This window comes from Brachybacterium netajii (SeqCode) (genome assembly GCF_054114245.1).
In genome coordinates this window covers 34659-57772 of the sequence record NZ_JBSYXB010000008.1, presented here as the reverse complement: position 1 = coordinate 57772, position 23114 = coordinate 34659, and the positions used below count along the sequence as shown (strand labels likewise).

Genomic DNA, 23114 nt, shown 5'->3' with positions numbered 1-23114 from the left:
CGGGCCGCGGAGAACCAGCGGGGAGCTCGCCGTGCCCGATCAGGACCGTCCGCAGCCGGGACGACCAGCGCATCCGGGACGCACCGAGCGCGGACCCCGTCCCTCGCGCCGCAGGATCCTGCTCGCCGGCGGCGTCGGCGCGGCAGCGCTGCTCGTCGGCGGGGTCGCGATCCTGGACCGCGCAGGGGTCGTGGACATGCCCCTGCCGGGACCGCAGGAGAGTCCGGCGGAGCGCGCCGCGGCGGCGGTCTCCGACCGCCTGGCCGCACTCCCGGACCTGTCGGACCGGGTCCCGGACCTCACCGTCGAGGATCTCGCCGTCTCCGGTGTCGCCGTGTCCCTGCTGACGGTGCCGGGGGCGCGCGGCGTCGACAGCGCGGTGGACGTGTGCGCGGCGAAGATCCTGCGCGAGGCGGCCTTCCGCGGCGGCGCGCCCGAGGATCCGACGTCGGCCGCGCCCGGGACCGCCGCGGTCGCGATCGTCCCGCGGGTCGTCGCCGTCGGCTCCGGCATGCTCGGGATCCTGCTGGACGCGAGCGACGATGAGGGCCCCTCGCCGGTGCTGATCTGGTACGTCGCCGAGGCGGACCGGGGCGTCCTCTCCCCCGCGCTCATCGCCGAGGAGTCCTGGGGCGCGTTCGCGGACGCCGTCGTCGCCGCCGCGGCCGAGATCGACGACCTCGACAGCCCGCGTGACGACGATGGCGCCGACGGCTCTCCCGGGTCGCTCCGCGCACTGCTCCAGCAGCAGCCGCGGCCGTACGGCAACGGGCCCGCGCTGCTGCCGCGCGCCGACGGCGGGATCGATGCGATCTTCCCGTCGGTCCTCGTCGGCGGGGAGGGCGCGCCGCTGCTGGTGCCGCTCGCGCCTGAAGCCGTCGCGGGGCTGCTGTCCGCGGAGGGCGATGCCGTCGCCGCGGCGATCGCGCAGGGTGACGGGACCGCCTTCGACCCCTCGCTCGTGACGATCCCGGCGTCGCTCTCCGACGAGCCGCCGCTCGCGGTCGAGGATCCGCGGCCGCCGCGCACCCCGGCCGACGGCGCGCGCGGGCCCCGCACGCAGCTCGCGCCCGCCGCGGAGCCCGGCCGACGGCCCTACGTCGAGGTCGGCCCTGATCTGGGGCGTCTCAGCGCCGTGGCATTGACCTTCGACGACGGCCCCAGCGAGGACCTCAACGGGACCCTGCGGACGCATCTGCGGGAGGCGGGCGCCGCCGCCACCTTCTTCATGATCGGGAAGAACGTCGAGGGCGCCCCTGCGGCCGCGGCGGCGACCTGCGCCGAGGGGCATGAGCTCGCCGGCCACAGCTGGGACCACGCCGATCTGACGACGCTCTCCGGCGATGCTCTGGACGCGCAGATCTCCCGCACGGCCGACGCCCTCGCGGAGGCGACCGGTCGTCGGCCGCTCGCGATGCGTGCGCCCTACGGGGCGAGCGACCATGCGGTGACGGCCGCGGCGGGCGCGGTCGACGCGGTCGGCGAGTCGCTCTTCGGCTGGGACCTGGACACGCTGGACTGGAAGACCCTCGACGCGCAGAAGACCGAGGACGCCATCGCGCAGGGCACCCAGCGCGGCACCATCGCGCTGATGCACGAGATCCATGAGGAGTCCGTCGCCGCCGTCCCCGCCTGCCTCGCGCAGCTCGCCGCCGACGGCCGCACGCTCGTCACCTGCGAGGAGCTCGGGGCGCAGCGCTGGCGCGCCGGGCACAGCTACTGGCGCGGCCTCGTCCACGGGGTGGGCTACTGAGCCGAGGGACCTGCAGAACGGCAGCAGAACGGCAGAGGCCCCGGCTCATGAGCCGGGGCCTCGTCCAGCGGCCCCGAGGGCCTACTGACGGTTCGCGGGCCGACTCACTCGTCGGCCTCCTCCATCTTGCCGCGCATGACGAGCTTCGGATCCGGGGAGCCGACGACGTCGTAGTCCTTGTCCTCATAGTCGAACTGCGAGAGGAAGTAGCGCATGGCGTTGATGCGGGCGCGCTTCTTGTCGTTCGAGCGGATGATCGTCCACGGCGCGTACTTCTTGTCCGTGCGCCGGAACATCTCCTCCTTCGCCTCGGTGTACGCCTCCCAGCGGTCGAGGGACTCGAGGTCCATCGGGGAGAGCTTCCAGCGGCGCACCGGATCCAGCTGACGGATCGCGAAGCGGGTGCGCTGCTCCTTCTGGGACACGGAGAACCAGAATTTGGTGACGTGGATGCCGGAGTCGACGAGCATGCGCTCGAAGTGCGGGACCTGGTTCATGAAGGTCTCGTACTGCTCGGGGTTCGCGAAGCCCATCACGCGCTCGACCCCCGCACGGTTGTACCAGGAGCGGTCGAAGAGGACCATCTCGCCGGCCGTCGGCAGGTGCTGGATGTAGCGCTGGAAGTACCACTGGCCCTGCTCGCGGTCGCTGGGCTTGTTCAGCGCGACGACACGGGCGGTGCGCGGGTTCAGGTGCTCGGTGAAGCGCTTGATGGTGCCGCCCTTGCCGGCGGCGTCGCGGCCCTCGAAGATGATGATCGACTTGTGGCCGTTGTCCTCCAGCCAGTACTGGTACTTCAGCAGCTCGACCTGCAGGCGGTACTTCTCGAGCTCGTACGCGTCGCGATCCATGCGCGTGTCGTACGGGTACCCCTCCTGCCAGGTGTAGACGGGGTTGCCCTGCGGGTCGATCAGGTCGGGGTCGGGAGTGTGCCCGTCCTGGACCGTGTACCCCTCCTCGCGCAGGTGCTCGATGTACTCGCGCAGGCTCTGGTTGTCCGGGATCTTCACGGTCTCTCCTTCTCCCTCGTCGATGGTTGGGTACACCCTAGAGCGCCTGCATGGCCGGGCGGTGAACATGCGTCGCCCTGCGACGACGGAGTCATCCGATCCGTGCGAGGTCGCTCCCCCGGGTGCGCCGGAGCGCCCCGCCGACGAGGGACGGAGCGCTCCGGATGCGGCCGACGCCGCGTGGGGAACCGCTGTGGAACCGCTGGTGTCCGAGGGGGCGGGGCGGCGGTTCCGCGAGAGTGCCGAACCGCCGCCCCGCCGACCGGGTCAGTGCGCGAAGTGGCGCGTGCCCGTGAGGTACATGGTCACGCCGGCCGCGCGGGCCGCCTCGATGACCTCCTCGTCGCGGATCGAGCCGCCGGGCTGGACGATGGCGCTGACGCCCGCGTCGATGAGGATCTGCGCGCCGTCCGCGAAGGGGAAGAAGGCGTCCGACGCCGCGACCGCGCCGCGGGCGCGCTCCGGGGCCGGCTCGCCCTCGGCATGCTCGCCCAGCGAGTTCGCACGGGAGACCGCGAGGCGGCAGGAGTCCAAGCGGTTGACCTGGCCCATGCCGATGCCGACGGCCGCGGAGTCCTTGGCCAGCAGGATCGCGTTGGACTTCGCCGCACGCACCGAGCGCCAGGCGAAGGCGAGGTCGGCCAGGGTCGCCTCGTCGGCGGCCTCCCCGGCGGCGAGGGTCCAGTTCGCCGGATCGTCGCCGGCGGCGTCGATCGCGTCGGCGTCCTGCACGAGGGTGCCGCCCCAGATGGTGCGGATCTCGACGCCCTCGCGGGGACGGTCCGGGATCTGGAGGATGCGGAGGTTCTTCTTCGTCCGCAGGACCTCGAGGGCCTCCTCCTCGTACGCCGGGGCCAGGATGACCTCGGTGAACACGGGCTTGACCTGCTGGGCCATGGCGAGGGTGACGGGACGGTTCGCCGCGATCACGCCGCCGTAGGCGGAGACCGGGTCGGTGCCGTGGGCGCGGGCGTGCGCGAGGGCGATGTCCTCGCCCTCGGCGGCGACCGCGATGCCGCACGGGTTGTTGTGCTTCATGACGACGACGCACGGCCGATCGTGGTCGTAGGCGGCGCGGGCCGCGGCGTCGGCGTCGACGTAGTTGTTGTAGCTCATCTCCTTGCCGCCGAGCTGCGCGGCGCCGGCGAGGCCGGGCTCCTCGTCGTCGACGACGGCGAGGCGCGCCCGCTGATGCGGGTTCTCGCCGTAGCGGAGGGTGGCGGAGAAGCCCATCGCCGCGGCGTCCTCCTCGGAGAGGTCCAGCAGCGAGGCGGCGCCGGCGCGGCCGCCCGCGAGCTCCTCGGCGTCCTCGGCCTCGAGCTCCTCGTCGGTGAGCTGCGCGACCATCCACTCGGCGATCGCCTCGTCGTACGAGGCGGTGACCTGGAAGGCGACGGAGGCGAGCTCCTGGCGCTCGAGCAGCGTGAAGCCGCCGGCGCGAGCGGCCCGGGCGGCCTCGGCGTAGCCCTCGGGCTCGACGACCACGGCGAGGGAGGCGAAGTTCTTCGCCGCGCCGCGGACCATCGACGGGCCGCCGATGTCGATCTTCTCGATGATCTCCTGGAAGCCGCCGCCGGCGGCGACCGTGTCGGCGAAGGGGTAGAGGTTCACCACGACCAGATCGAAGGGCGCGATGTCGTGCTCGGCGAGCTGGGCGCGGTGGGACTCCAGGCGCTGGTCGGCGAGGATGCCGCCGTGGACGCGCGGGTGGAGGGTCTTCACGCGGCCGTCGAGGATCTCCGGGAAGCCGGTGACGGTCTCGACCTCGGTCACCGCGATGCCGGCGTCCCGGATGGTGGCGGCGGTCGAGCCGGTCGAGACGATCTCGGCGCCGGACTCGGCGAGCGCGGCGGCGAGGTCGACGATGCCCGTCTTGTCGAAGACGGAGATGAGGGCGCGGCGGATCGGGCGTCGTTCTGCGGTGGTCACGTGGCGTGCTCCTGTCGGATCGGTCCCTGCATGTCAGGTTCTGCGGCGGGCACCCAGGCGGTCGATGCCCACAACCGTCACTCCCCGGTGGTCCCCCACCTTCGCCAGTCGTGTGCCCCCATCCTAGCCCGGGGCTCCGGCCGGGGAGGGGCTCAGGCGGTGGCCGTGAGACGGCGCACGACGTCCACCAGCAGCGGCTGCTCGGCGGCCTTGATGCGCTCGTGCAGCGCGTCCTCGGTGTCGTCCTCGCGCACCTCGACGGCGACCTGCGCGAGGATGCGGCCGGTGTCGACGCCGGCGTCGACCTCGATGACGCTGGCCCCGGTGATCTTCACCCCGTGGGCGAGGGCGTCGCGCACCCCGTGCGCGCCGGGGAACGAGGGCAGCAGCGCCGGATGCGTGTTGACGATGCGCCCGCCGAAGGCGTCCAGCAGCGGCGGACCGATGAGCTTCATGAAGCCGGCGAGGACCACGAGATCGGGAGAGAAGGCGGCGACGGCGTCGGCGAGGGCCCGGTCCCAGGCGGCGCGGTCGGGATGGTCGCGCAGCGGCACCACGGCCGTCGGGATGTCCAGGACCTTCGCATGCTCGAGGCCGACGGCCTCGCGGTCGGCGACGACGCCGACGACCTGGTAGCTGCTCTCGGGCTCCTGCGCGGCGGCGAGCAGCGCGGCGAGGGTGGATCCGGTGCCGGAGATGAGGACGACGACGGGGGTGCGGGCCATGGCGCCAGCGTACCGGCCCGGTGGGAGGGGACGATCGCCCGTCCGATGCCCGCACCGGCCGACGCGACCGGTCTGCCCGCACCGGCCGGCGCACCCGGACAGCGCACCCGGTCAGCGGGGCACGGCACAATGGGCCCGGTGAGCGGCGAACATGATCATCAGGGCGGCGACGGACGCGACCGGAGCGGCGGCAGGACGAGTGGCGACAGGACGGGCGGGGACGGAGCGACCCCGAGCCCGCGACGGATCCGTCTGCTGGGGGCTCTCGCGCTGACGATGCTGGCCTCCTGCCTGCTGACGCTGGCGCCGCTGCCGCTGTCCCTCGTCGCGGGCGCGACCTCGCTCGCGACGCTCGTGCTGCTGGTCCCGGTCGTCATCGGGATGGTCCGCGACGGCCGCCGGGGAGCCGCCCTCGGGCTGGGCGTCATCGGGACCCTGGCGACCGGCATGATCCTGCTGTCCACGCTGACGTCGGCCCTGTTCTACGGCCCCATGCACGAGCTGCAGGAGTGCCGGGCGACCGCGATCACCGTGCAGGCGGAGGCCGCCTGCACCGAGCAGGTCCAGGGCTCCGTGGTCACCTGGATGGAGGGTCTGCTGGGCGGCTGATCCCGGGCGGGCGCTCAGCGCTCGTCGGCCGACGACGGGGTGCGGGCCGAGACCGGCGATGCGGCCGATCTCGCCGACGCAGCAGAACCGGTGAAACCGGCGGAACCAGCGGAACCAGCGGACGGCGCGGACCCGGGCGAGGTGGCCGACGCGGGCGAGGCGGCCGATGCCGCCGCACGGTCCGCGCGCCCCTCCTTCGCCTCCGCGCTCTCGACCCGTGCCCGCAGGCCGGCGACCAGGCCCTGGATCGCGGGGATCAGCGGGCTCTCGAGCACCACGACGACCAGGGCCGTGGTGAGCACGACGATGCCGACGAGCGGCAGCAGCAGGGTCGACATGAGCGGTCCCAGGTGCACGAGCCGGCCGTCGCCGAGCCCGCCGGTCGAGAGCCCGGCCAGCAGGAGCATCGCGACCAGCACGCCGACCGCATAGGTGGTCCAGGCGATCGCGCGCTCCCGCAGTGCCAGCCCGTCGAGGTCCCGGACCAGGCGGACGGCGCCGAGGGCGACCGCGAGGACGGGCAGGAGCATCAGCGCCTGGAACCCGGCGGGGAAGTCCCCCGGCTGCGGGAGCGCGCCGAGCATCGGCAGCGCGGGCAGCACGCCGGTCGCGGAGCCGGTGAGGGAGATGCCGGTGCTGGTGCCCACGGAGATCGTCCCGCCGCACAGCACGACCGTCCCCCAGACCGCGAGCAGCGGGAGCAGCGCGAGCTGGACGAGCGTGAGGACGATGCCGCCGACGATGCCGGGATGCAGCTGCTCGAACAGCGCCGCCTGCGCGGGGATCCCCGTGACCAGGAGGACGAGCAGCAGGCCCATGCCGGCGCCGAACAGGCCGAGGACGGCGATCAGCACGGCCTTCGCCACGGCGTCGTAGGGGGTGGGCAGGAGTGCGAGGACCCGCACCCCGGGGACGGTGTCGGTCGCTTCGCGGCGCAGGGACCACAGGAGCCCGGCGAGGCCGCCGAGCACCGCGACGAGGGCGCCGGAGACCACGGCGGAGGCGACCACGGGGGCGGCGTCGGTGCTGCGGCCGATCGCGGCGAGCACCGCGATCCCGACCGCGTAGACGATGCCGTAGGAGGCCAGGGCGCTGCCGGCGTCGCGGATGGCCCGGACCCTGAGGACGCCGTCGTCGCGCACGAGGTCGAGGGCGCGGCCGACGCGGCGCATGGCGAGCATGGAGAGCAGCACCAGCAGCGCCATCAGTCCGAAGGGGGTGAGCGTCACCGAGCCGTCGATCACGCCCGTGCTCAGCACGATGCCGCCGCCGTGGCCGAGCACGAGCACGTTCAGGGCGATGATGATCGCGTCGAGCGCGGTGGCCGTGGAGTTCGTGCCCGCGACCTGCGCTGCGAGCGCCGGGATCACGGCGAGCGCGACCGCCGCCCCCAGCGAGGTCGCGGCGGCGAGGACTCCCCGCACCATGGGGGTGGCGAGGCTCTCGCCCTTGCTGCTCACGTGCCTGCTCCGTCCGGACGGTCTCGAGGGGGAGGTCGGCGCGCGGACGGCCGACGCGGGGCTCGGGGAGGGCGAGCAGTCTCACCCTCGCAGGGAACCCCCGGTGTCGCATAATGACACGGATGTCGTCCCCGAAGCTGAACCCCGCGCCCGCCGCCTCCGCGCCCTCGGCGCCCCCGGAGCTGGTGGTGCGCACCGTCGGCATCGAGGAGCCCGTCGAGCTGGCGGCGCACCTGCCGTCCTCGATCACCGCCGCCTGGCTGCGCCACGGCCAGGGTCTCGTCGGCGTCGGGCGTGCCTGGGAGTCCTCGACCTCGGGGGCGGACCGCTTCTCCGCGGCGAGCGCCGCCTTCCGTGCGATCGCGGCCTCCGCCCGCGTCGACGACGAGGTCCGCACCCGCGGCTCGGGCCTCGTCGCGCTCGGCAGCTTCTCCTATGCCTCGTCCTCGTCCCGGCCCTCGACGCTGATCGTGCCGCGCGCGATCCTCGGCGTGCACGACGGGCGGGCGTTCCTCACCGTCGTCGGCGTCGGCGAGGAGCCGGAGCTGCCGGTGAGCTGGCGGGATCTGTTCCCCTCGACCGCGCCCGCCGCGCCCGCGCATCTCGAGCTGGAGCCCGACCACTCCCCCGACGAGTACCAGGCGCTCGTGCACGACGCCGTCGCGGCGATCCGTGCGGGCCGGGCCGAGAAGGTCGTGCTGTCGGAGACGACGACGGTGCGCTCCGACGCTCCGCTCGCGACCTCGACGCTGCTCGCGCGCCTCGCCGAGGCGTACCCCAGCACATGGGTCTACCACGTGGGCGATGTGATCGGCGCGAGCCCGGAGATGCTCGCGCAGACCCAGGAGGGCCGCGTGTTCTCGCGGGTCCTCGCCGGCACGCGCGCCGTCGCCGACGACGGGGAGCTCGCCGAGGCCGACCGCCGCGCCTTCCTGGCCGACGCCAAGGAGCGCTCCGAGCACGCCTACGCGGTGGACTCGGTGGTCTCGCGGCTCGGCGGCGCCGACGGACCGGCCGCGGACCTCGTCTGCTCCCCCGAGCCCTTCGTGCTGCGCCTGCCCGGTCTCGAGCATCTCGCCTCGGATGTGTCGGGACGGCTCCGCCCGGGCCTGACCAGCCTCGATGTTGCCGCCCGGCTGCATCCGTCGGCCGCGGTCTCCGGGACCGGCCGCGAGCAGGCCGATGCGATCATCGCCGGGCTCGAGGCCCGTGACCGCGGCGGCTACGCCTCCCCGGTGGGCTGGATGGATGCGAGCGGCGACGGCCAGTGGGCGATCGCCCTGCGGATGGCGCACCTGATCGATCCGCGCACCGTGCGCCTGCAGGCCGGAGGCGGCCTCGTGGCCGCCTCCGATCCGGTCTCCGAGCACGCCGAGGTGCTCGCGAAGTGCCGTCCGATGCTGCGGGCGCTGCGCGGCGACCGCGCCTGACCGGTCCCGCGACCGGACGGCCGCCCGCCGCGGGTCAGCGCCGCACGGTCACTCGCTCGCGGCGAGCGTGACCGTCACCTCGATCTCCTGGCCGTCGCGCAGGACCGTCAGCGTGTGCTCGGAGTCCGGGGCGAGCCCGCGGACGACGCCGGTGAGCGCGGCGGCGCCGCTGACGGCGGTGTCGTCGACCGCGGTGATGACGTCGCCGGAGCGCAGGCCCGCGTCGTCGGCCGGGGTGCCGGACTCGGTCTGGACGACCTCGGCGCCCGCATAGGACACGTCGCCGAGGGAGGCCTGGCCGTCGCGGGCGGTCACGCCCAGGAAGGCGTGCTGGGCGGTGCCGGACTCGATGAGCTGCTCGGCGATCATCGTCGCGGTGTTCGCGGGGATCGCGAAGCCCAGGCCGATGCTGCCGGCGGACTCCGTGGTGGAGCCCGCGACCGCCGCGATCGACGAGTTGATGCCGATGACCTCGCCGTCGCCGTTCACGAGCGGCCCGCCGGAGTTGCCGGGGTTGATCGCCGCGTCCGTCTGGATGGCGGAGGTGTAGGTCGCGTCGGAGCCGTCGCCGGACTCGCCGGTCGTGGTGACCGGTCGGCCGACGGCGGAGACGATGCCCGTGGTCACGGTGTTCTCGAGGCCGAGCGGCGTGCCGATCGCCATGACGCCCTCGCCCACGGTCACGTCGTCGGAGTCCCCGAAGGTCGCCGGCTGGAGGTCGTCGGGCGGGCTGTCCAGACGGATCACCGCGAGGTCGCTCGAGGAGTCGGTGCCGACGATGCTCGCGGAGTAGGTGCGGCCGTCGGAGAGCGTCACCTGCACCTGCGTGCCGCCGGAGACGACATGGTTGTTCGTGAGGATGTTCCCGTCGGTGTCGAGCACGACGCCGGTGCCGGTGGAGGTGCCCGAGGCGGTGGCGACCTGGATCGCGACCGAGCTCGGGGAGACGGCCTCGGCGACGGCCGACCAGTCGGGATCCTCCGCGGTCGAGGAGATCGGCTGGGCGGTGTCGGACTCGTCGGTCGTGCTCGCGGCGGTGTCGTCGCCGCTCTGCGCGGTGGTCGCCCCGTCCTGCCCGAGCAGCTGATCGTAGGCGATGACGCCGCCGAGCGTGACGGCGCTCGAGAGGATCATGCCGCCGACGACGAGCGTGGTCACCCCGGCCCATCCGGGAGCGCGGCGGCGCGCGGGATCAGCGGTCGCCGTCGCGGCGCCCGGTGCGGCGGCGCTCGCCGCCGTGTCATAGGCGGAGGGGCCGGCGGAATAGCCGTCGTGCCCGGAGTAACCATCGGACGCGGAGTAGCCGTCGTGCGCCGGATAGCCGGCCGTCGAGGCCGTGTGCAGCGGCTGGCCCTGGTCGGGCTGGCCGTAGCTCGGCCGCGGGGCCGCCCCGTAGGCGCCGTAGGGGTCCGTGGAAGACGCCGCGGAAGGAGCCGCCGCGGCGGAGTCCGCGGTGGGGACGGAGGTCTGCGCCACGGGCGACCACCAGCCGTCGGCCGGTTCCGGCTGCGCGGCCGGGGCCGGCTGCGCGGCGGGGGCGCTGGAGGTCGCGGCGGGCTGCGCGCTCAGGTTCTCCGTCGGCGGCTCCGCCCGCTGCTCGAGCGGCGGCGCCGGGCGCGGCGCGGCCGCGGCCGCGGTCTCGGTCTCGGCGCCGAGGCCGCTGAAGACCTCGGTGGGCTGGTCGGGGGCGGCGGCGCCCTCGACGGCGGCGGCATCGGTGCGCGGCGTCGGATCCTCGGGACGGGAGGGCTCCAGGGGGCTGGTCTGCTCGTTCACGTCCGCCATCACAGCACCCGATCCCCGGAGTTGCTCGTCAGGGAGCTGTGATGCTCCTGTGCGATCTCGTCCTCGCGCACCACCAGCACCCGCAGCCCCCTCGGCTCCGGCCCGGTCTCGGCGAGCGCGGCGGGCAGGTCCGCGGGGGCGAGCGTGCGCGCGTCGGCGCCGAGCCCGGCCGCGACGGCGGCGATGTCGGCCCCGTGGGGCGTGGTGAAGAAGCGGCGCAGCAGCGCCGGCGGCGCGGCCGCGTGCTCGAGGCCGCCGAAGATCCGGCCGCCGCCGTCGTCGACGACGATCACGTCGAGCGCGGGCCGCTCCTCCTCGGGGCCGACGAGCAGCCCGGTGAGGTCGTGGAGGGCGGTGAGATCCCCCATGAGCAGGCGGACGCGGCCGGGCTCGCCGCGGCGGGCCCGGGCCAGGGCGATGCCGCCGGCGGTCGCGGCGGTGCCGTCGATGCCGGCGAGGCCGCGGTTCGCGATCACCGTCGCGGAGGTCGCGGGGGCGGACAGCTCGAGGTCCCGGACCAGGGAGGAGGAGCCGAGCACGAGCACGTCCTCGGGGCCGCTCGCCTCCCAGACGGCGAGCGCGGCGCTCTCCTGCCAGCTCGCGCCGTCGGCGGAGTGCGCGGCGGTGCGCTCGGCGAGCAGCCGGCGGCCGGCGTCCTGCCAGGCCCGCAGGTTCTCGGACCGCTGACGCTCCTCCTCGGGCGAGGGCGCGGGGGCGTCGAGCGCGGCGACGATGCGGCTCGCGCGGCGCGTGGGATCGGACCAGTCCGCCCCGGGCGCCGGGTCGACGACGATCACCTCGACGTCGTCGGCGCCGAGCAGGTGGCGGCCGACGCCGCGGGAGAGGGTCGAGCGTCCCAGCACGATCGCGCGGTCCGGGCGCGCCGGCAGCGGTGCCGTGACGCCGTCGGGTCCTGCCGCGCCGGCGGCTCGTCCGGCGCCCATGACCAGCGGCAGCAGCGCGGGATATCCGGGCACGAGCTGCTCGCCGCGGCGGGAGCCGGAGCTGGGCTCGGCCAGCAGCGGCAGGCCCTGCTCGGCGGCGAAGCGCGCGGCCTCGGGGCCGGCGCCGTCGCCGGCGACGACGACGGTGCGGGGGCCGACGGGCACCTGCTCGGGCTGCGGGGTCGTCTGCAGGGTGCGCCGGGTGAGGACGATCCCGGGGACGGTGACGGGGGCAGTGTCGGGGACGAAGTCGGGAGTCGCGACTCCCCGGGGCGTCGGCACCAGCGGGTCGCGGAAGCCGAGGTTCAGGTGCACCGGGCCCGGATGCGCTCCGGTCGCGGCCGCGACCGCACGGGCGACGGTCGAGACGGCGGTGCGCAGCTCGACGGTGCTCGCGGCGTCCGCGGCGGGAGCGGGAAGGTCGGCGGCGAAGCGCACGAAGGGCGCCATCAGGCCCGGCTGCACAGTCGTCTGGTTGGCGCCGGTGCCGCGCAGCTCGGCGGGCCGGTCGGCGGTCAGCACGAGCAGCGGGACGCGCGCATGGTGGGCCTCCATGACCGCGGCGAGCAGGTGCGCGACCGCGGTGCCGGAGGTCGTGAACACCGCCGCCGGGTGCGCGGGGTCCGCCCGGGAGAGTCCGAGCGCCGTGAAGGCCGCGGCCCGTTCATCGATCCGCACGTGCGCGGGGATCCCGTCGGCAGCGGCAGGACCGTCGGCCCCCCCGGACCCGCTGTCACCGTCGGCCCCGTCGGCTGCGTCGGCCCCGACGAGCGCGAGGCCGTAGACGAGCGGGGCGCTGCGGGAGCCGGGCGCGGCGACCGCATGGCGGACGCCGAGCGCGGCGAGCGCGCGCCAGATCGCGACCGCCTCGTCGACCGCCCCGGAGCCGGTCGGCTCGGGGGCGGGGATCAGGACGGGGGCGACGGGTTCGATGGCCTCGGGCATGCGCCCAGGGTAGTTCTCCGCCAGGTCACAGATGCGCGGCGCAGGCCTCGAGGCGCTGCTGCCAGCGTTCGGCGAGGGGCGCCGGAGCGGCGTGGCGGGCGAGCTCCTCCGGGTCCGGCTCGGGCCGGGCGACGGGCAGGCTCCCCTCGGCGGCGCGCAGCGGCTCCGCGACGAGGTCGCCGGTCAGGAGGGTCGCGGTCGCGAGCCCGCAGGCGTACGGCAGCTCCGGCAGGGCCGCCGCGAACGCGATCCCGGCCGACAGCCCGACGCTCGACTCGAGCGCCGAGGAGACGACGACGGGCAGCCCGGCGCGCTCGGCGAGCTCGAGGCAGCGGGCGACGCCCCCGAGCGGCTGCACCTTCATCACCAGCACGTCGGCAGCCTCCGCGCGGGCCACGCGGAGCGGATCCTCGGCGCGGCGCACCGATTCGTCGGCCGCGATCGGCACCTCGAGGGCGCGGCGCAGCGCGGCGAGGTCCTCGATGCTCGCGCACGGCTGCTCGGCGTACTCGAGGCCTCCTGCGGCGCGGTCCAGCTGCGGGAGCGCGGCGAGGGCCTCGTCGAGGGTCCAGGCGGCGTTGGCGTCGACGCGGATGCGGGCATGCGGGCCCATCGCGTCGCGCACGGCCTCGAGCCGTTCGAGGTCCTCGGCGAGGGTGGAGCCGGGATCGGCGACCTTGACCTTCGCGGTGCCGGCGCCGCCGACGGTCGCGATGCGGTGCGCGAGAGCGGCGGGGACCACGGGGATCGTGGCGTTGACCGGGATGCTCTCGCGGACGGGCGCGGGCCGCGGACCGGTCGCGTCGGCGAGCGCGGCGCGCAGCCAGGCGGCGGACTCGGCGTCGTCGTAGTCCCAGAACGGCGAGAACTCCGCCCAGCCGGCGGGGCCGTGCAGGAGCACGCCGTCGCGCTCGGTGATGCGGCGGAAGCGGGTGGTCATGGGGATCGACCACGCGAGCGCACGGTCGATGCCGCGCTCGCGCAGGACGGAGGGGATGCGCATGGGAGCGAGGGTAGTCAGCGTGCGGCGCGGCGGCGAAGCGCGGCGATACGCTGGCCCCATGACCTCCGCCGATGCCCCCCTGCCCCGTCAGGTCTCCGAGACCTTCGATCCCCGACGCTGGCGGGAGGTGACCGCGGCGGAGCTCGGCGGGCCCGAGCTCACCGACATCACCTACCACCGGGCGGTGGAGCGGGGCGAGACCCCGGACGGGGAGCCGACGGTCCGCGATCTGCCGACGGTGCGCATCGCCTTCGACCGACCCGAGGTGCGCAACGCCTTCCGTCCGCACACGGTCGACGAGCTGTACCGGACGCTGGACCATGCGCGCTTGGACACCGGCGTCGGCGTGATCCTGCTGACCGGCAACGGGCCCTCCCCCAAGGACGGCGGCCGCGCCTACTGCTCGGGCGGTGACCAGCGGATCCGTGGCCGCGCCGGCTACGAGTACTCCGCTGCGGAGGAGCTCGGGGAGACGGGGCAGGTGCGCACGGGGTCCTCCGGCCGCCTGCACATCCTCGAGGTGCAGCGCCTGATCCGGACGATGGGCAAGGTCGTCATCTCCGTCGTCAACGGCTGGGCCGCCGGCGGCGGGCATTCCCTGCACGTGGTCTCGGACCTCTCGATCGCCTCCCGCGAGCACGCCCGCTTCATGCAGACCGATGCGAACGTCGGCTCCTTCGACGGCGGCTACGGCTCCGCGTACCTCGCCAAGCAGGTCGGGCAGAAGCGGGCCCGGGAGATCTTCTTCCTCGCCGAGGAGTACTCGGCGCAGGACGCCTACGACTGGGGCGCCGTGAACCGCGTCGTCGACCATGCCGACCTCGAGGACGCGGCCCTGGCGATGGCCGCGACCATCGCCACGAAGTCCCCGCAGGCGATCCGCATGCTGAAGTTCGCCTTCAACCTCGCCGACGACGGTCTCATGGGCCAGCAGGTGTTCGCCGGCGAGGCGACCCGCCTGGCCTATATGACCGACGAGGCCGCCGAGGGCCGGGACGCCTTCCTCGAGAAGCGCGATCCCGACTGGTCCGCCTTCCCGCACCCGCAGGGCTGAGCGGTCCCGATGCAGGACCCGACGCCCTGGCTGCGGCCCGCGCCCTACGACCGCACCGCCGCCTCCCTCGCCGAGCACGTCGACGCGCTCGCGCGGATGGTCGCGGGCGACGCCCGCGTGTGGCTCGGCCCCTTCGACCCGCCCGCCGTGCTGCCGGAGGCGTTCGCCGATGCCGTGCTCGTCGTCCCCACCTCGGGGTCGACGGGCACGCCCAAGGCGGTCGTCCACGGCCTCGCCTCACTGCGCGCCTCGCAGGATGCGACCGCCGCGCTCCTCGCCGCCGACGGCACCGCCGCGGAGACGCGCGGGCACGGCTTCTGGCTGCCCCTGCTGCCGCCGACGCACATCGCGGGCGTGCAGGTCATCGCCCGTGCGCTGCGGACCGCCCGGGTGCTCGGGCTCGAGCGGGCCCCGCTGCCCGATCCGCTGCCGGACCTCACCGGGCACTTCGACGCCGCCTCCTTCCTCGGTCCGGCCGAGGCCGCCCTGGAGCAGGCGGGCGCCCAGGGCCTGCCCGCCTTCACCTCGCTGGTGCCGACGCAGCTCGCCCGCATCGTCACGGGCACCTGGGCCGACGACGAGCGCGCCCGATCCGTGCTGCGGGGCTTCGCGGCGGTCCTCGTGGGCGGCGCCGCGACCTCCCCGGAGGTCCTCGCCGCCACGCGCGCCGCAGGCATCCGCATCCGCACCACCTACGGCTCCTCGGAGACCGCCGGCGGCTGCGTCTACGACCGCACCCCCCTGCCCGGGGTCGCCCTCGCCCTCGACGCGGCCCCCGCCCCCGCGGGGGACGAGCCCGCCGCGGAGGAGGGCCGTCTGCTGATCTCCTCCCCCACCCTCGCGCTCGGACACCTCGACCCCGCGGGCGAGGAGGTCGACGGCGGGCTCCGCGGCACGGGGTCCGAGCGGGTCCTGATCACGAGCGATCTCGCCCGGATCGACGACGGCCTGCTGCGCATCCTCGGCCGCGCCGACGACGTCATCGTCACGGGCGGCCGCAAGGTCCTTCCCCAGGATGTCGAGCGGGCGATCGAGCACGCCGAGGAGCTGCGGGCGACGGTGCGCGGCTGCGTCGTCGTCGGCGTCGACGACCCGGAGTGGGGGCAGCGGATCGAGGCGCTCGTCACGACCACCGGCGAGGTCCCCGACGCCGAGGTCCCCGGCCTCGTGCAGCGGGTCCTGCGCGCCGCGGACCTGCCCGGGCATGCGGTGCCGAAGGCCGTGCACGTGATCGACGAGCTCCCGCTGCTGGGGATCGGCAAGATCGACCGCGCCGCCGCGCGCCGTCTCGCCGCCGCCCGCGCCTGAATCGCGGGCCGCGCCCGTTCCGCAGTCGCCTCCTGGTCCGCGGGCCGCGGATCACAGCCGTCGGCCGCATCCGGCGGGCGACGGCGACGTACGCTGTTCTGGGCCTTCCGCGCGGAGGGCCCGCGCCGGGCGATCGTCCCGGTGCGCCTCCGGCCGGGCGGTCCCGCCGTCGGCCGACGGATCGGACAGGAGCACGATGGCCAGCCTCTCGCAGTGGGTGCAGGGTTCCAGGCCCCGCACCTGGCCCGCCGCCATCGCCCCGGTCGCCGCCGGCACCGGCGCCGCCGTCTGGCAGCTGCGTCTGGACGACGCCCCGCTCGACCTCGCCGTCGTGATCGTGCGCGCACTGCTCGCGCTGCTCGTCGCGCTGAGCCTCCAGATCGGCGTGAACTACGCCAACGACTACTCCGACGGGATCCGCGGCACCGACGACGACCGCGTCGGCCCCTTCCGGCTGACGGGCTCGCGGGCCGCCGCGCCGGCCGCCGTCAAGCGCGCCGCCGTGCTCTCCCTCGCCGCCGGTGGGGTGTTCGGCCTGGTGCTCATCGCCCTCGCGGGGATCTGGTGGACCCTGATCGTGGGCGCCGCCGCGATCGCCGCCGCCTGGTTCTACACCGGCGGGAAGAAGCCCTACGGCTATCTCGGCCTGGGCGAGCTGTTCGTGTTCGTGTTCTTCGGCCTCGTCGCCGTCAACGGCACCGCCTATGCGATCACGCTGCGACCGAACCCGGTCGCGCTGATCGCCTCGGTCGCGATCGGGCTGCTGGCCGTCGCGATCATGCTGACCAACAACCTGCGCGACATCCCCACCGACACCCTCAGCGGCAAGCGGACCCTCGCCGTCCGCCTCGGGGACCGCGGCACGCGGATCCTGTTCGCCGCGGTCGTGCTCGTGCCCTTCGCCCTGGCCGTCGTGCTCATGGCCTTCCAGTGGACCGCGGTCATCGCGCTCCTCGGCCTGATCCTCGCGATCCGTCCCGTGCGGACGGTGCTCGCCGGGGCGACGGGCCGCGACCTGATCCCTGTGCTCGGCGCGACCGGGAAGATCGAGCTCGCCTACTCGCTGCTGCTGCTCGTCGGCCTCGTGCTCTGATCTTCGCTCCGGTCCTCCCCCGGATCGGCCTCTGAGGCATCGGACGCCGCGGCGTCGGAGGCGGTGTCGTCGGGCTCGCCGGAGTCATCGGATGCGACGGACTCTCCGGAGTCATCGGACCCGTCGGCGTCGGACGCGGCGGCGTCGACGAGGGCGTCCTCCGCATCGGCGTCCTCGTCGCGCTTCTCGACCTTGTTCTCGCGTCGACGCTCGTCGGCCTCCTGCCAGCTCATCGCCGCGGCATCGCGCTGGCGGTTGAGGAACAGGAAGGACAGCATCATCGCGATCAGGACCGCGACGAGACCCGCGAGGATCGTCCCGAGGCCTGCGAGGGCGAGCAGCCACCACAGCACCGCCCAGAGGGCGAGCCGGATCAGGCCGAAGACGATCACATCACGCATGGCACCAGCCTAGATCCGTCGCATGGGAACGACCTGCCCGCCGAGACGGACACCATGCCTAGACTGCGGCCATGCTCCGCGCCCTCGCCGCCGTCGTCTCTCTCGGCCTCACGATCTTCGCCCTCGCCGACTGCATCCAGACCGAGGACCGCGTCGTGCGCGGGATCCCCCGCTGGGCGTGGATCGTGCTGATCGTGCTGATCCCCCTGGCCGGACCGCTGACCTGGCTGCTGGTCGGCAAGGACCGCTCCGGGGGCGAGCCCCGCCGTGGTGGACCGGGCGGCGGGGACGGCGGCTGGGGCGGCGGCTGGGGCGGCGGATACGGCGGTGACCAGGGTGGACGCCCCGGGCGCTCCCCGCGCCGCAGCGGCCCCCTCGCTCCCGACGAGGATCCCGATTTCCTGCGTCAGCTCGACGCGGACATCCGTCGGGAGCGGCGCGAACGGGATCGTCAGGAGCGCGAGGACCGCGGGACCGACGAGCAGGCCGACGGCTGAGATCCGCCGGGGCTCAGAGCCCCGAGTAGGAGTGCAGGCCGTTGATCACGGTGTTGACGATAGTGTAGTTGAACACCACGCACAGGAAGCCGGCGAGGGCGAGCCAGGCGGCGCGCGAGCCGCGGAAGCCGCCGGTCGCGCGGGCATGCAGGTAGGCCGCGTAGACCACCCAGATGATGAAGGTCCACACCTCCTTGGGGTCCCAGCCCCAGTAGCGGCCCCAGGCGTCGCGCGCCCAGATCGCGCCGAACATCAGCGTGAAGGTCCAGCAGACGAAGGCGACCGAGTGGATGCGGAAGCTCAGCGCCTCGAGCTCCTTCGAATGCGGGAGACGGTCGATGACGTGGCCGATGCGACCCCAGTGCTCCGGGTCCTCCTCGCCCGCGGCCATGCGCTGCGCGAGCACCTTCTCGTGGCGCGCGCTGGCCAGCTGGAGCCCGGCGATGACGGCGCCGAGGACCGACAGCGCGGTCGCGAGGATCGCGACGGCGATGTGGATGTACAGCCAGTGCGAGTTCTGCAGGCTCGGGGTGAGCTCGGCGGCGGGCACGATCCAGAAGGTCTGCGCGAGCAGCATGAGCAGCAGGACCGGGCCCACCACGAACGTGCCGATCGCCCGCAGGTCCGCACGGCGAATCGCGAAGACGAGGAACGCCAGCATGACGACCGCGGAGCTCGTGGTCGCGAACTCGTACATGTTCGCCCACGGCACGCGCTGCGTGGCGATCGCACGCATGACCACGCCGGCCACATGCAGGACCACGCCCGCGGAGGCTAGCAGGAACCCGAAGGTCTGCGGCGACATCGAGGACTCCGCCGCGGAGGACGCGCCCCCGGTGGACGTGCTGGACGCATCGCGCAGAGCATCGGCCGGAGCGTCTGCGGAGAGGCTCCCCGCGGAGCCCGCGGTGCCGGTGCTCGCGCCGACGGCGGCGAGCTCCTGCCGGCGCAGGGCCTTGCGATCCTGCTCGGCCAGACGCTCGTCGCTGCGACGCTGCGAGGTCGAGGCGAGGTCCGCCGCGAAGCCGATCAGTGCCAGCACGTACAGCACGATCGCGATCACGATGGAGAGGTTGGAGACCTCCGCCAGCTGCTGATCGATCACCGGTTGCTCCCTTCAGGGGTGTCGTCCGCGCGATCCGTGGGGGATGCGGGGGTGCCGGCGGAGGCGTCATCGGACGCGGGCGCGGCGGGGCCATTGTCCCCCTGGACCGACGGATCGGCATCCAGAGAGGTGGTCGAGGTCTCCTGCGCCGTGGACACCTGCGCATCCGTCGGAGCCGTCGGACCCGCCGGGGCGACCTCGTCGCCCGCGAGGCGGCGGACGAGGGCCGCGACGTCGTCCTCGAGGGACGGGTCCTCGCTGCGGGCGAGACCGGCGACCTCGAGGATCGTCCCGCTCCCGTCGGCCGTCGGCGCGGCGCGCACCCACAGGCGACGGCGCGGGACGAACAGCGAGAGGATCAGGCCGAGCGCGGCGGCGAGCGCGAAGCCCAGCACCCAGCGCTCGAACGGGTCGTGGGCGACGTCGAAGGCCGCATAGCGACGGACGCCGTCGAAGCTGAGGACGGAGCCGTCGGGCAGCTCGTACTCCTCCCCCGGGGAGAGGCGGATCAGCAGCGGGCTGTCGGAGTCGTCGGCCGTGAGCGGCGTCAGGGTCGACAGGTCGATCGAGTAGGCGTTCTGCGGGATGCCGTCGTCGAGGCCGAGATCGCCCTGGTAGACGGTCACCGCGATCTGCGGGTCCAGCAGATCCGGGTAGGTCGAATGGGGGCCGCTCTCGTCGATCACGCCGGTGGGCAGGAAGTAGCCGACGACGGCGGTCTGCTCGGGCTCCGCGTCGGGGGCCTTGAGCACCAGCTGCGAGGTGTACCCGGTGTCGCCGGAGGGGATCGTGATGAGCGGGCCCTCGGCGACGACGGTGCCCTCGGGGTCGGTCAGCGTGATCTCCGGGGCGTAGCCGTTGCCGAGGAGGAACACGGAGGTCCCGTCGACGTTCAGGGGCTTGTTGACCTGCAGCGTCTGGGTGAACGCGTCCCGGTCCGGGGTCGTGACCGTCACGTCGGCCTCGAAGGAGAGCGGGGTCCCGATGCGGTCGGTCTGCGAGGTGTCGTAGGTGGCGCGGAAGTCGTCGAGGGTGAACTGCAGCTCGGCGAGCTCGGCGGAGTCGAAGAGCACCCCGGAGTCGAAGGAGTCGTACTGCGTCAGCGAGTTCGAGAAGCCGCCGCCCTCGATGATCGTGACCTGGCCGCGATAGCTCGTGAGCTGGCCGCCGGCCACGCAGACGAGGACGCCGAGCAGCGCGATGTGGAAGACCAGGTTCCCGGTCTCGCGCAGCAGGCCGCGCTCGGCGCTGACCGAGCCGGAGCGCTTCTCGACGATCCGGTCGGTGCGGTAGCGGCGACGCCGCAGGGTCCTCTGCGCGGTCGCGAGGAGCTCGTCGGCGTCGACGCCGGGGAGCTCGACGCGGGTATGGCCGACGAAGCGGCTCAGCCGCGAGGGCGTCCGCGGCGGCTTCGCGCGCAGCTGGCGCAGATGCACCATCACGCGCGGCACGATGCAGCCGATCAGCGAGATGAACAGCAGCAGGTAGATCGCCGAGAACCACGGCGAGCTGAAGACGTCGAACATCCCCAGCTTGTCGAGGACCTCGCCGTAGGTGCCGTTCTCCTCGAGGAACTCCGCCGTGAGCGTCGAGTTGACCGAGCGCTGCGGGTAGAGGGACCCGGGGACGGCCGCGACGGCGAGCAGCATCAGCAGGATCAGCGCGGTCTGCATGCTGGTCAGCTGGCGCCAGAGGAACAGCAGCGTGCCGCGCAGCCCCAGCGAGGGCGGGACGACGACGCCGTCCTTGTCGGTCTTGCTGCTCCACCCCTCCGATGCGGGATCCGAGGCCGACGGGCCGCCGGACGTCGGGCCGTCGGACGCAGGCCCGTCGGTCGTCGGGCCGTCGGGCACCGCGCCGTCGGCCGTCGTCGCGCCGTCGGCGTTCTTCTTGCGAGCCATCACACCACCGGTTCGTAGGTCGCGATCATGCCCTGCAGCCCGGCCATCCACACCGACCACTGGCCGGTGAGGAGCAGGACGCCGATGGCGATCAGCAGGGCGCCGGAGAGCAGGCCGATCGTCCGGCGATGCCGGGCGATGGCTCGGCTCAGCCCGAGGGCCTTGTCGAACAGCAGGGCGAACAGGATGAAGGGGATGCCGAGTCCCAGGGAGTAGGCGAGCGCGAGGACGGCCCCGCGCATCGCCGCTCCGCCGCCCGCTCCCCCGTCGAGGGAGAGCGCGACGATCGCGGCGTAGGTCGGCCCGATGCAGGGGGTCCAGCTGAGCCCGAAGACGATGCCCATGAGGGGCGCGCCGATCAGGCCCGCATCGGGCCGACGGCTCCCGACCTTCGCCGTGCCGGAGAGCCCGGGGATCGCGCCCATGAACACCAGGCCCATGACGATCACGACGACGCCCGCGATGCGGTTGATCCACACCGTGTGCGCCTGCAGCAGGTAGCCGAGGGTGCCGGCGAAGCCGCCCAGGACCATGAAGACGAGGGCGAAGCCCGCGACGAACAGCAGGCTCCCGGCGAGCATCCGCCCGGTCCCGGCGCGGCCGCCGAAGCGGGTGCCGCGTGCGGCGGGTCCGGCGGCTCCGGCGCCGACCTTCCCGAGCCCGGGCTGGGCGCCGACCCGCGGAGCCGCGGTCGCCCGCTGGCCGGCGAGGCCGGAGACGTAGCCGAGGTAGCCGGGCACGACGGGCAGGACGCACGGGGACAGGAAGGCGACCAGGCCGGCGGCGGCCGAGACCGCGATCGCCAGCAGCAGCGAGCCGGACAGCGCCGTCGCCTGGAAGGCCTCTCCGATGTCGGCGACGATCATTCGGCCAGGACCTTCTGGATCATGGCGCGCAGGGTCGAGGGGTCCGCGGCGCCCGAGATGCGGGCGGCGACGCGGCCCTCGTGGTCGATGACCAGGGTCGAGGGGACCGCGTTGGGCGAGACCTGCCCGCGCAGCGCGTACATGATCGTCGCGTCGAGGTCCGGCAGGGACGGGTAGGTCAGCCCGTACTTCTCCTCGAAGGCCTGCGCGGGGCCGGCCTCGTCGCGGACGTTCACGCCGACCATCACCACGCCGTCCTCGGCGAACTCCTCGTGGATGGCCTGCAGGTCCGGGGCCTCCTGCCGGCAGGGCGGGCAGGACGCGTACCAGACGTTCAGCACGAGCACCTCGCCGAGCACGTCGGCGGAGGCGAAGGCCTGGCCGTCGTAGTCGGTGCCGGAGAAGTCGACGGCATCGCCGCGGTCGGCGGCGTCGATCTCGACGGCGATGCCATCGCCGGAGACGTAGCCGGAGTCGTCGTCGGACCCGCCGGTGGCGTAGCGGTCCGAGGTGTCGGTCCCGCAGGCGGCCAGCAGGGCCGCGGCGCCGAGGGAGCCGGCACCGGCGAGGAGCGCGCGGCGGGAGGGCGCGGCGGCGCCGCGCGGGAGGGACGGGGTCATGTGAGCTTGCCTCCGGTGGCGTCGACCGCGCCCGCGTACAGGGCGGCCGCGGGCTCGGCGTAGTCGACGCCGGTGAGATGCGGGCCGTCGAAGCGGAAGCTCGTGACCGAGCAGAGTCCGCACTGGCGCCGACGGGGATCGTGGACGAGCGGCCGGCCCTCGGCGCTGCGCCGGGTCAGCCAGATGGGCAGCTGGTGCAGCACCAGCACGGCCTCGCGCCCCTCGGCCTCGGCGCGGACCTCGTGCATGACGGAGGTGACGCGGGCGACCTGGTCGCGGTAGGGCTCGCCCCAGGACGGGCGCAGCGGGTTCACGAAGTAGCGCCAGTTGCGCGGATCGGTGAACCGGGCCTCGCCATGCCCCATGCGCTGGCCCTCGAAGTGGTTCTCGGACTCGATGAGGCGCTGGTCGGGGACGATCTCGAGCCCGTGGGGGGCGGCGATCGGGGCGGCGGTCTGCCGGGCGCGCAGCAGCGGGGAGGCGCGCACGAGGGCGATGTCCGCCTCCGCCAGGTGGGCGCCGACGAGCTGGGCCATCTGCTCGCCGCGCTCCGACAGGCGGTACCCGGGCAGGCGTCCGTACAGGATGCGCTCGGGGTTGTGCACCTCGCCGTGGCGGACGAGGTGGACGGTGGTCGTCGTCATGGGTGCCGTTTCCTCCGGGGACTGAGCCGCCT

The 23114-nt window shown here is 74.2% G+C and carries 20 protein-coding genes and 1 riboswitch; of the genes, 7 read left to right on the top strand and 13 right to left on the bottom strand.

The features are described 5' to 3' along the window. The first annotated feature begins 31 nt into the window (after positions 1-31). Positions 32-1753, top strand: a complete 1722-nt coding sequence (locus ACXET9_RS13410; protein WP_457887150.1) for a polysaccharide deacetylase family protein — start codon at positions 32-34, stop codon at positions 1751-1753. Positions 1754-1857: 104 nt separating this feature from the next. On the opposite strand, the gene ppk2 is transcribed toward ACXET9_RS13410, so the two are convergent. The 3 genes from ppk2 to purN all read right to left on the bottom strand — a co-directional run bounded on the left by ppk2 (position 1858) and on the right by purN (position 5417). Further along, complete coding sequence (gene ppk2 / locus ACXET9_RS13405) at positions 1858-2763, bottom strand: polyphosphate kinase 2 (RefSeq protein ID WP_457887149.1); 906 nt, start codon at positions 2761-2763, stop codon at positions 1858-1860. A 267-nt stretch (positions 2764-3030) separates the two neighbouring features. Continuing rightward, complete coding sequence (gene purH / locus ACXET9_RS13400) at positions 3031-4692, bottom strand: bifunctional phosphoribosylaminoimidazolecarboxamide formyltransferase/IMP cyclohydrolase (protein ID WP_457887148.1); 1662 nt, start codon at positions 4690-4692, stop codon at positions 3031-3033. A 44-nt stretch (positions 4693-4736) separates the two neighbouring features. Continuing rightward, positions 4737-4814, bottom strand: a riboswitch (ZMP/ZTP riboswitch). A 30-nt stretch (positions 4815-4844) separates the two neighbouring features. Then, positions 4845-5417, bottom strand: coding sequence for a phosphoribosylglycinamide formyltransferase (gene purN, locus ACXET9_RS13395; RefSeq protein WP_457887147.1), 573 nt, complete (start codon positions 5415-5417; stop codon positions 4845-4847). Positions 5418-5555: 138 nt separating this feature from the next. Here purN and ACXET9_RS13390 point away from each other — a divergent pair, with 138 nt between their 5' ends. Then, positions 5556-6026, top strand: coding sequence for a hypothetical protein (locus ACXET9_RS13390; protein ID WP_457887146.1), 471 nt, complete (start codon positions 5556-5558; stop codon positions 6024-6026). 14 nt (positions 6027-6040) lie between these two features. On the opposite strand, the gene ACXET9_RS13385 is transcribed toward ACXET9_RS13390, so the two are convergent. Continuing rightward, positions 6041-7486, bottom strand: a complete 1446-nt coding sequence (locus ACXET9_RS13385; RefSeq protein ID WP_457887145.1) for a cell division protein PerM — start codon at positions 7484-7486, stop codon at positions 6041-6043. Between the two features lie 122 nt (positions 7487-7608). On the opposite strand from ACXET9_RS13385, the gene ACXET9_RS13380 reads away from it, so the two are divergent. Then, positions 7609-8916 (top strand): isochorismate synthase, encoded by a 1308-nt coding sequence (locus ACXET9_RS13380; RefSeq protein WP_457887144.1) that lies wholly within the window; start codon positions 7609-7611, stop codon positions 8914-8916. Between the two features lie 48 nt (positions 8917-8964). Here ACXET9_RS13380 and ACXET9_RS13375 read toward each other — a convergent pair whose 3' ends face one another. The 3 genes from ACXET9_RS13375 to ACXET9_RS13365 are packed head-to-tail and all read right to left on the bottom strand — an operon-like array spanning position 8965 to position 13593. Then, on the bottom strand, positions 8965-10701 hold the full coding sequence (locus ACXET9_RS13375; RefSeq protein ID WP_457887143.1) for a S1C family serine protease: 1737 nt from the start codon (positions 10699-10701) through the stop codon (positions 8965-8967). Then, complete coding sequence (gene menD, locus ACXET9_RS13370; RefSeq protein WP_457887142.1) at positions 10701-12590, bottom strand: 2-succinyl-5-enolpyruvyl-6-hydroxy-3-cyclohexene-1-carboxylic-acid synthase; 1890 nt, start codon at positions 12588-12590, stop codon at positions 10701-10703. The genes ACXET9_RS13375 and menD overlap by 1 nt, the downstream gene beginning before the upstream one ends. Positions 12591-12615: 25 nt before the next feature. Further along, positions 12616-13593, bottom strand: coding sequence for an o-succinylbenzoate synthase (locus ACXET9_RS13365; protein ID WP_457887141.1), 978 nt, complete (start codon positions 13591-13593; stop codon positions 12616-12618). Positions 13594-13651: 58 nt separating this feature from the next. On the opposite strand from ACXET9_RS13365, the gene ACXET9_RS13360 reads away from it, so the two are divergent. The 3 genes from ACXET9_RS13360 (at position 13652) to ACXET9_RS13350 (ending at position 17048) form a co-directional block, all read left to right on the top strand. Next, positions 13652-14647, top strand: a complete 996-nt coding sequence (locus ACXET9_RS13360) for a 1,4-dihydroxy-2-naphthoyl-CoA synthase (protein ID WP_457887140.1) — start codon at positions 13652-13654, stop codon at positions 14645-14647. Between the two features lie 9 nt (positions 14648-14656). Further along, on the top strand, positions 14657-15955 hold the full coding sequence (locus ACXET9_RS13355; RefSeq protein WP_457887139.1) for an AMP-binding protein: 1299 nt from the start codon (positions 14657-14659) through the stop codon (positions 15953-15955). Positions 15956-16151: 196 nt separating this feature from the next. Beyond that, entirely contained in the window at positions 16152-17048 is an 897-nt protein-coding gene (locus ACXET9_RS13350) for a 1,4-dihydroxy-2-naphthoate polyprenyltransferase (RefSeq protein ID WP_457887138.1), read from the top strand. Here ACXET9_RS13350 and ACXET9_RS13345 read toward each other — a convergent pair. Then, positions 17012-17449 (bottom strand): DUF4229 domain-containing protein, encoded by a 438-nt coding sequence (locus ACXET9_RS13345; protein WP_457887137.1) that lies wholly within the window; start codon positions 17447-17449, stop codon positions 17012-17014. The two genes, ACXET9_RS13350 and ACXET9_RS13345, sit on opposite strands and share 37 nt — an antisense overlap. Before the next feature lie 71 nt (positions 17450-17520). On the opposite strand from ACXET9_RS13345, the gene ACXET9_RS13340 reads away from it, so the two are divergent. Next, positions 17521-17946 carry a PLD nuclease N-terminal domain-containing protein gene (locus ACXET9_RS13340; protein WP_457887136.1) on the top strand — a complete coding sequence of 142 codons (426 nt, stop codon included), beginning with the start codon at positions 17521-17523 and terminating at the stop codon, positions 17944-17946. Between the two features lie 13 nt (positions 17947-17959). Here the strand turns inward: ACXET9_RS13340 and ccsB are convergent, their stop codons facing one another. From ccsB to ACXET9_RS13315, 5 genes are read right to left on the bottom strand one after another with little or no spacing between them, the layout of a single operon-like run. Then, positions 17960-19051: a c-type cytochrome biogenesis protein CcsB gene (ccsB, locus tag ACXET9_RS13335; RefSeq protein ID WP_457887135.1), complete on the bottom strand. Its 1092-nt coding sequence runs from the start codon at positions 19049-19051 to the stop codon at positions 17960-17962. Next, complete coding sequence (gene resB, locus ACXET9_RS13330; RefSeq protein WP_457887134.1) at positions 19048-20952, bottom strand: cytochrome c biogenesis protein ResB; 1905 nt, start codon at positions 20950-20952, stop codon at positions 19048-19050. Before resB ends, ccsB begins: the two co-directional genes overlap by 4 nt. After that, positions 20952-21818 carry a cytochrome c biogenesis CcdA family protein gene (locus tag ACXET9_RS13325; protein ID WP_457887133.1) on the bottom strand — a complete coding sequence of 289 codons (867 nt, stop codon included), beginning with the start codon at positions 21816-21818 and terminating at the stop codon, positions 20952-20954. The genes resB and ACXET9_RS13325 overlap by 1 nt, the downstream gene beginning before the upstream one ends. After that, positions 21815-22438, bottom strand: coding sequence for a TlpA family protein disulfide reductase (locus ACXET9_RS13320; RefSeq protein WP_457887132.1), 624 nt, complete (start codon positions 22436-22438; stop codon positions 21815-21817). The genes ACXET9_RS13325 and ACXET9_RS13320 overlap by 4 nt, the downstream gene beginning before the upstream one ends. Further along, on the bottom strand, positions 22435-23082 hold the full coding sequence (locus tag ACXET9_RS13315) for a histidine phosphatase family protein (protein ID WP_457887130.1): 648 nt from the start codon (positions 23080-23082) through the stop codon (positions 22435-22437). Before ACXET9_RS13315 ends, ACXET9_RS13320 begins: the two co-directional genes overlap by 4 nt. Positions 23083-23114 lie beyond the last annotated feature (32 nt).

Coding starts and splice junctions, on each gene's coding strand:
- ACXET9_RS13360 (WP_457887140.1), top strand. CDS start 13,652: ATGACCTCCGCCGATGCCCCCCTGCCCCGTCAGGTCTCCGAGACCTTC.
- ACXET9_RS13350 (WP_457887138.1), top strand. CDS start 16,152: ATGGCCAGCCTCTCGCAGTGGGTGCAGGGTTCCAGGCCCCGCACCTGG.
- resB (WP_457887134.1), bottom strand. CDS start 20,952: ATGGCTCGCAAGAAGAACGCCGACGGCGCGACGACGGCCGACGGCGCG.
- ACXET9_RS13355 (WP_457887139.1), top strand. CDS start 14,657: ATGCAGGACCCGACGCCCTGGCTGCGGCCCGCGCCCTACGACCGCACC.
- ACXET9_RS13325 (WP_457887133.1), bottom strand. CDS start 21,818: ATGATCGTCGCCGACATCGGAGAGGCCTTCCAGGCGACGGCGCTGTCC.
- ACXET9_RS13365 (WP_457887141.1), bottom strand. CDS start 13,593: ATGCGCATCCCCTCCGTCCTGCGCGAGCGCGGCATCGACCGTGCGCTC.
- ACXET9_RS13345 (WP_457887137.1), bottom strand. CDS start 17,449: ATGCGTGATGTGATCGTCTTCGGCCTGATCCGGCTCGCCCTCTGGGCG.
- ACXET9_RS13375 (WP_457887143.1), bottom strand. CDS start 10,701: ATGGCGGACGTGAACGAGCAGACCAGCCCCCTGGAGCCCTCCCGTCCC.
- menD (WP_457887142.1), bottom strand. CDS start 12,590: ATGCCCGAGGCCATCGAACCCGTCGCCCCCGTCCTGATCCCCGCCCCC.
- purN (WP_457887147.1), bottom strand. CDS start 5,417: ATGGCCCGCACCCCCGTCGTCGTCCTCATCTCCGGCACCGGATCCACC.
- ACXET9_RS13340 (WP_457887136.1), top strand. CDS start 17,521: ATGCTCCGCGCCCTCGCCGCCGTCGTCTCTCTCGGCCTCACGATCTTC.
- ACXET9_RS13320 (WP_457887132.1), bottom strand. CDS start 22,438: ATGACCCCGTCCCTCCCGCGCGGCGCCGCCGCGCCCTCCCGCCGCGCG.
- ACXET9_RS13380 (WP_457887144.1), top strand. CDS start 7,609: ATGTCGTCCCCGAAGCTGAACCCCGCGCCCGCCGCCTCCGCGCCCTCG.
- ACXET9_RS13315 (WP_457887130.1), bottom strand. CDS start 23,082: ATGACGACGACCACCGTCCACCTCGTCCGCCACGGCGAGGTGCACAAC.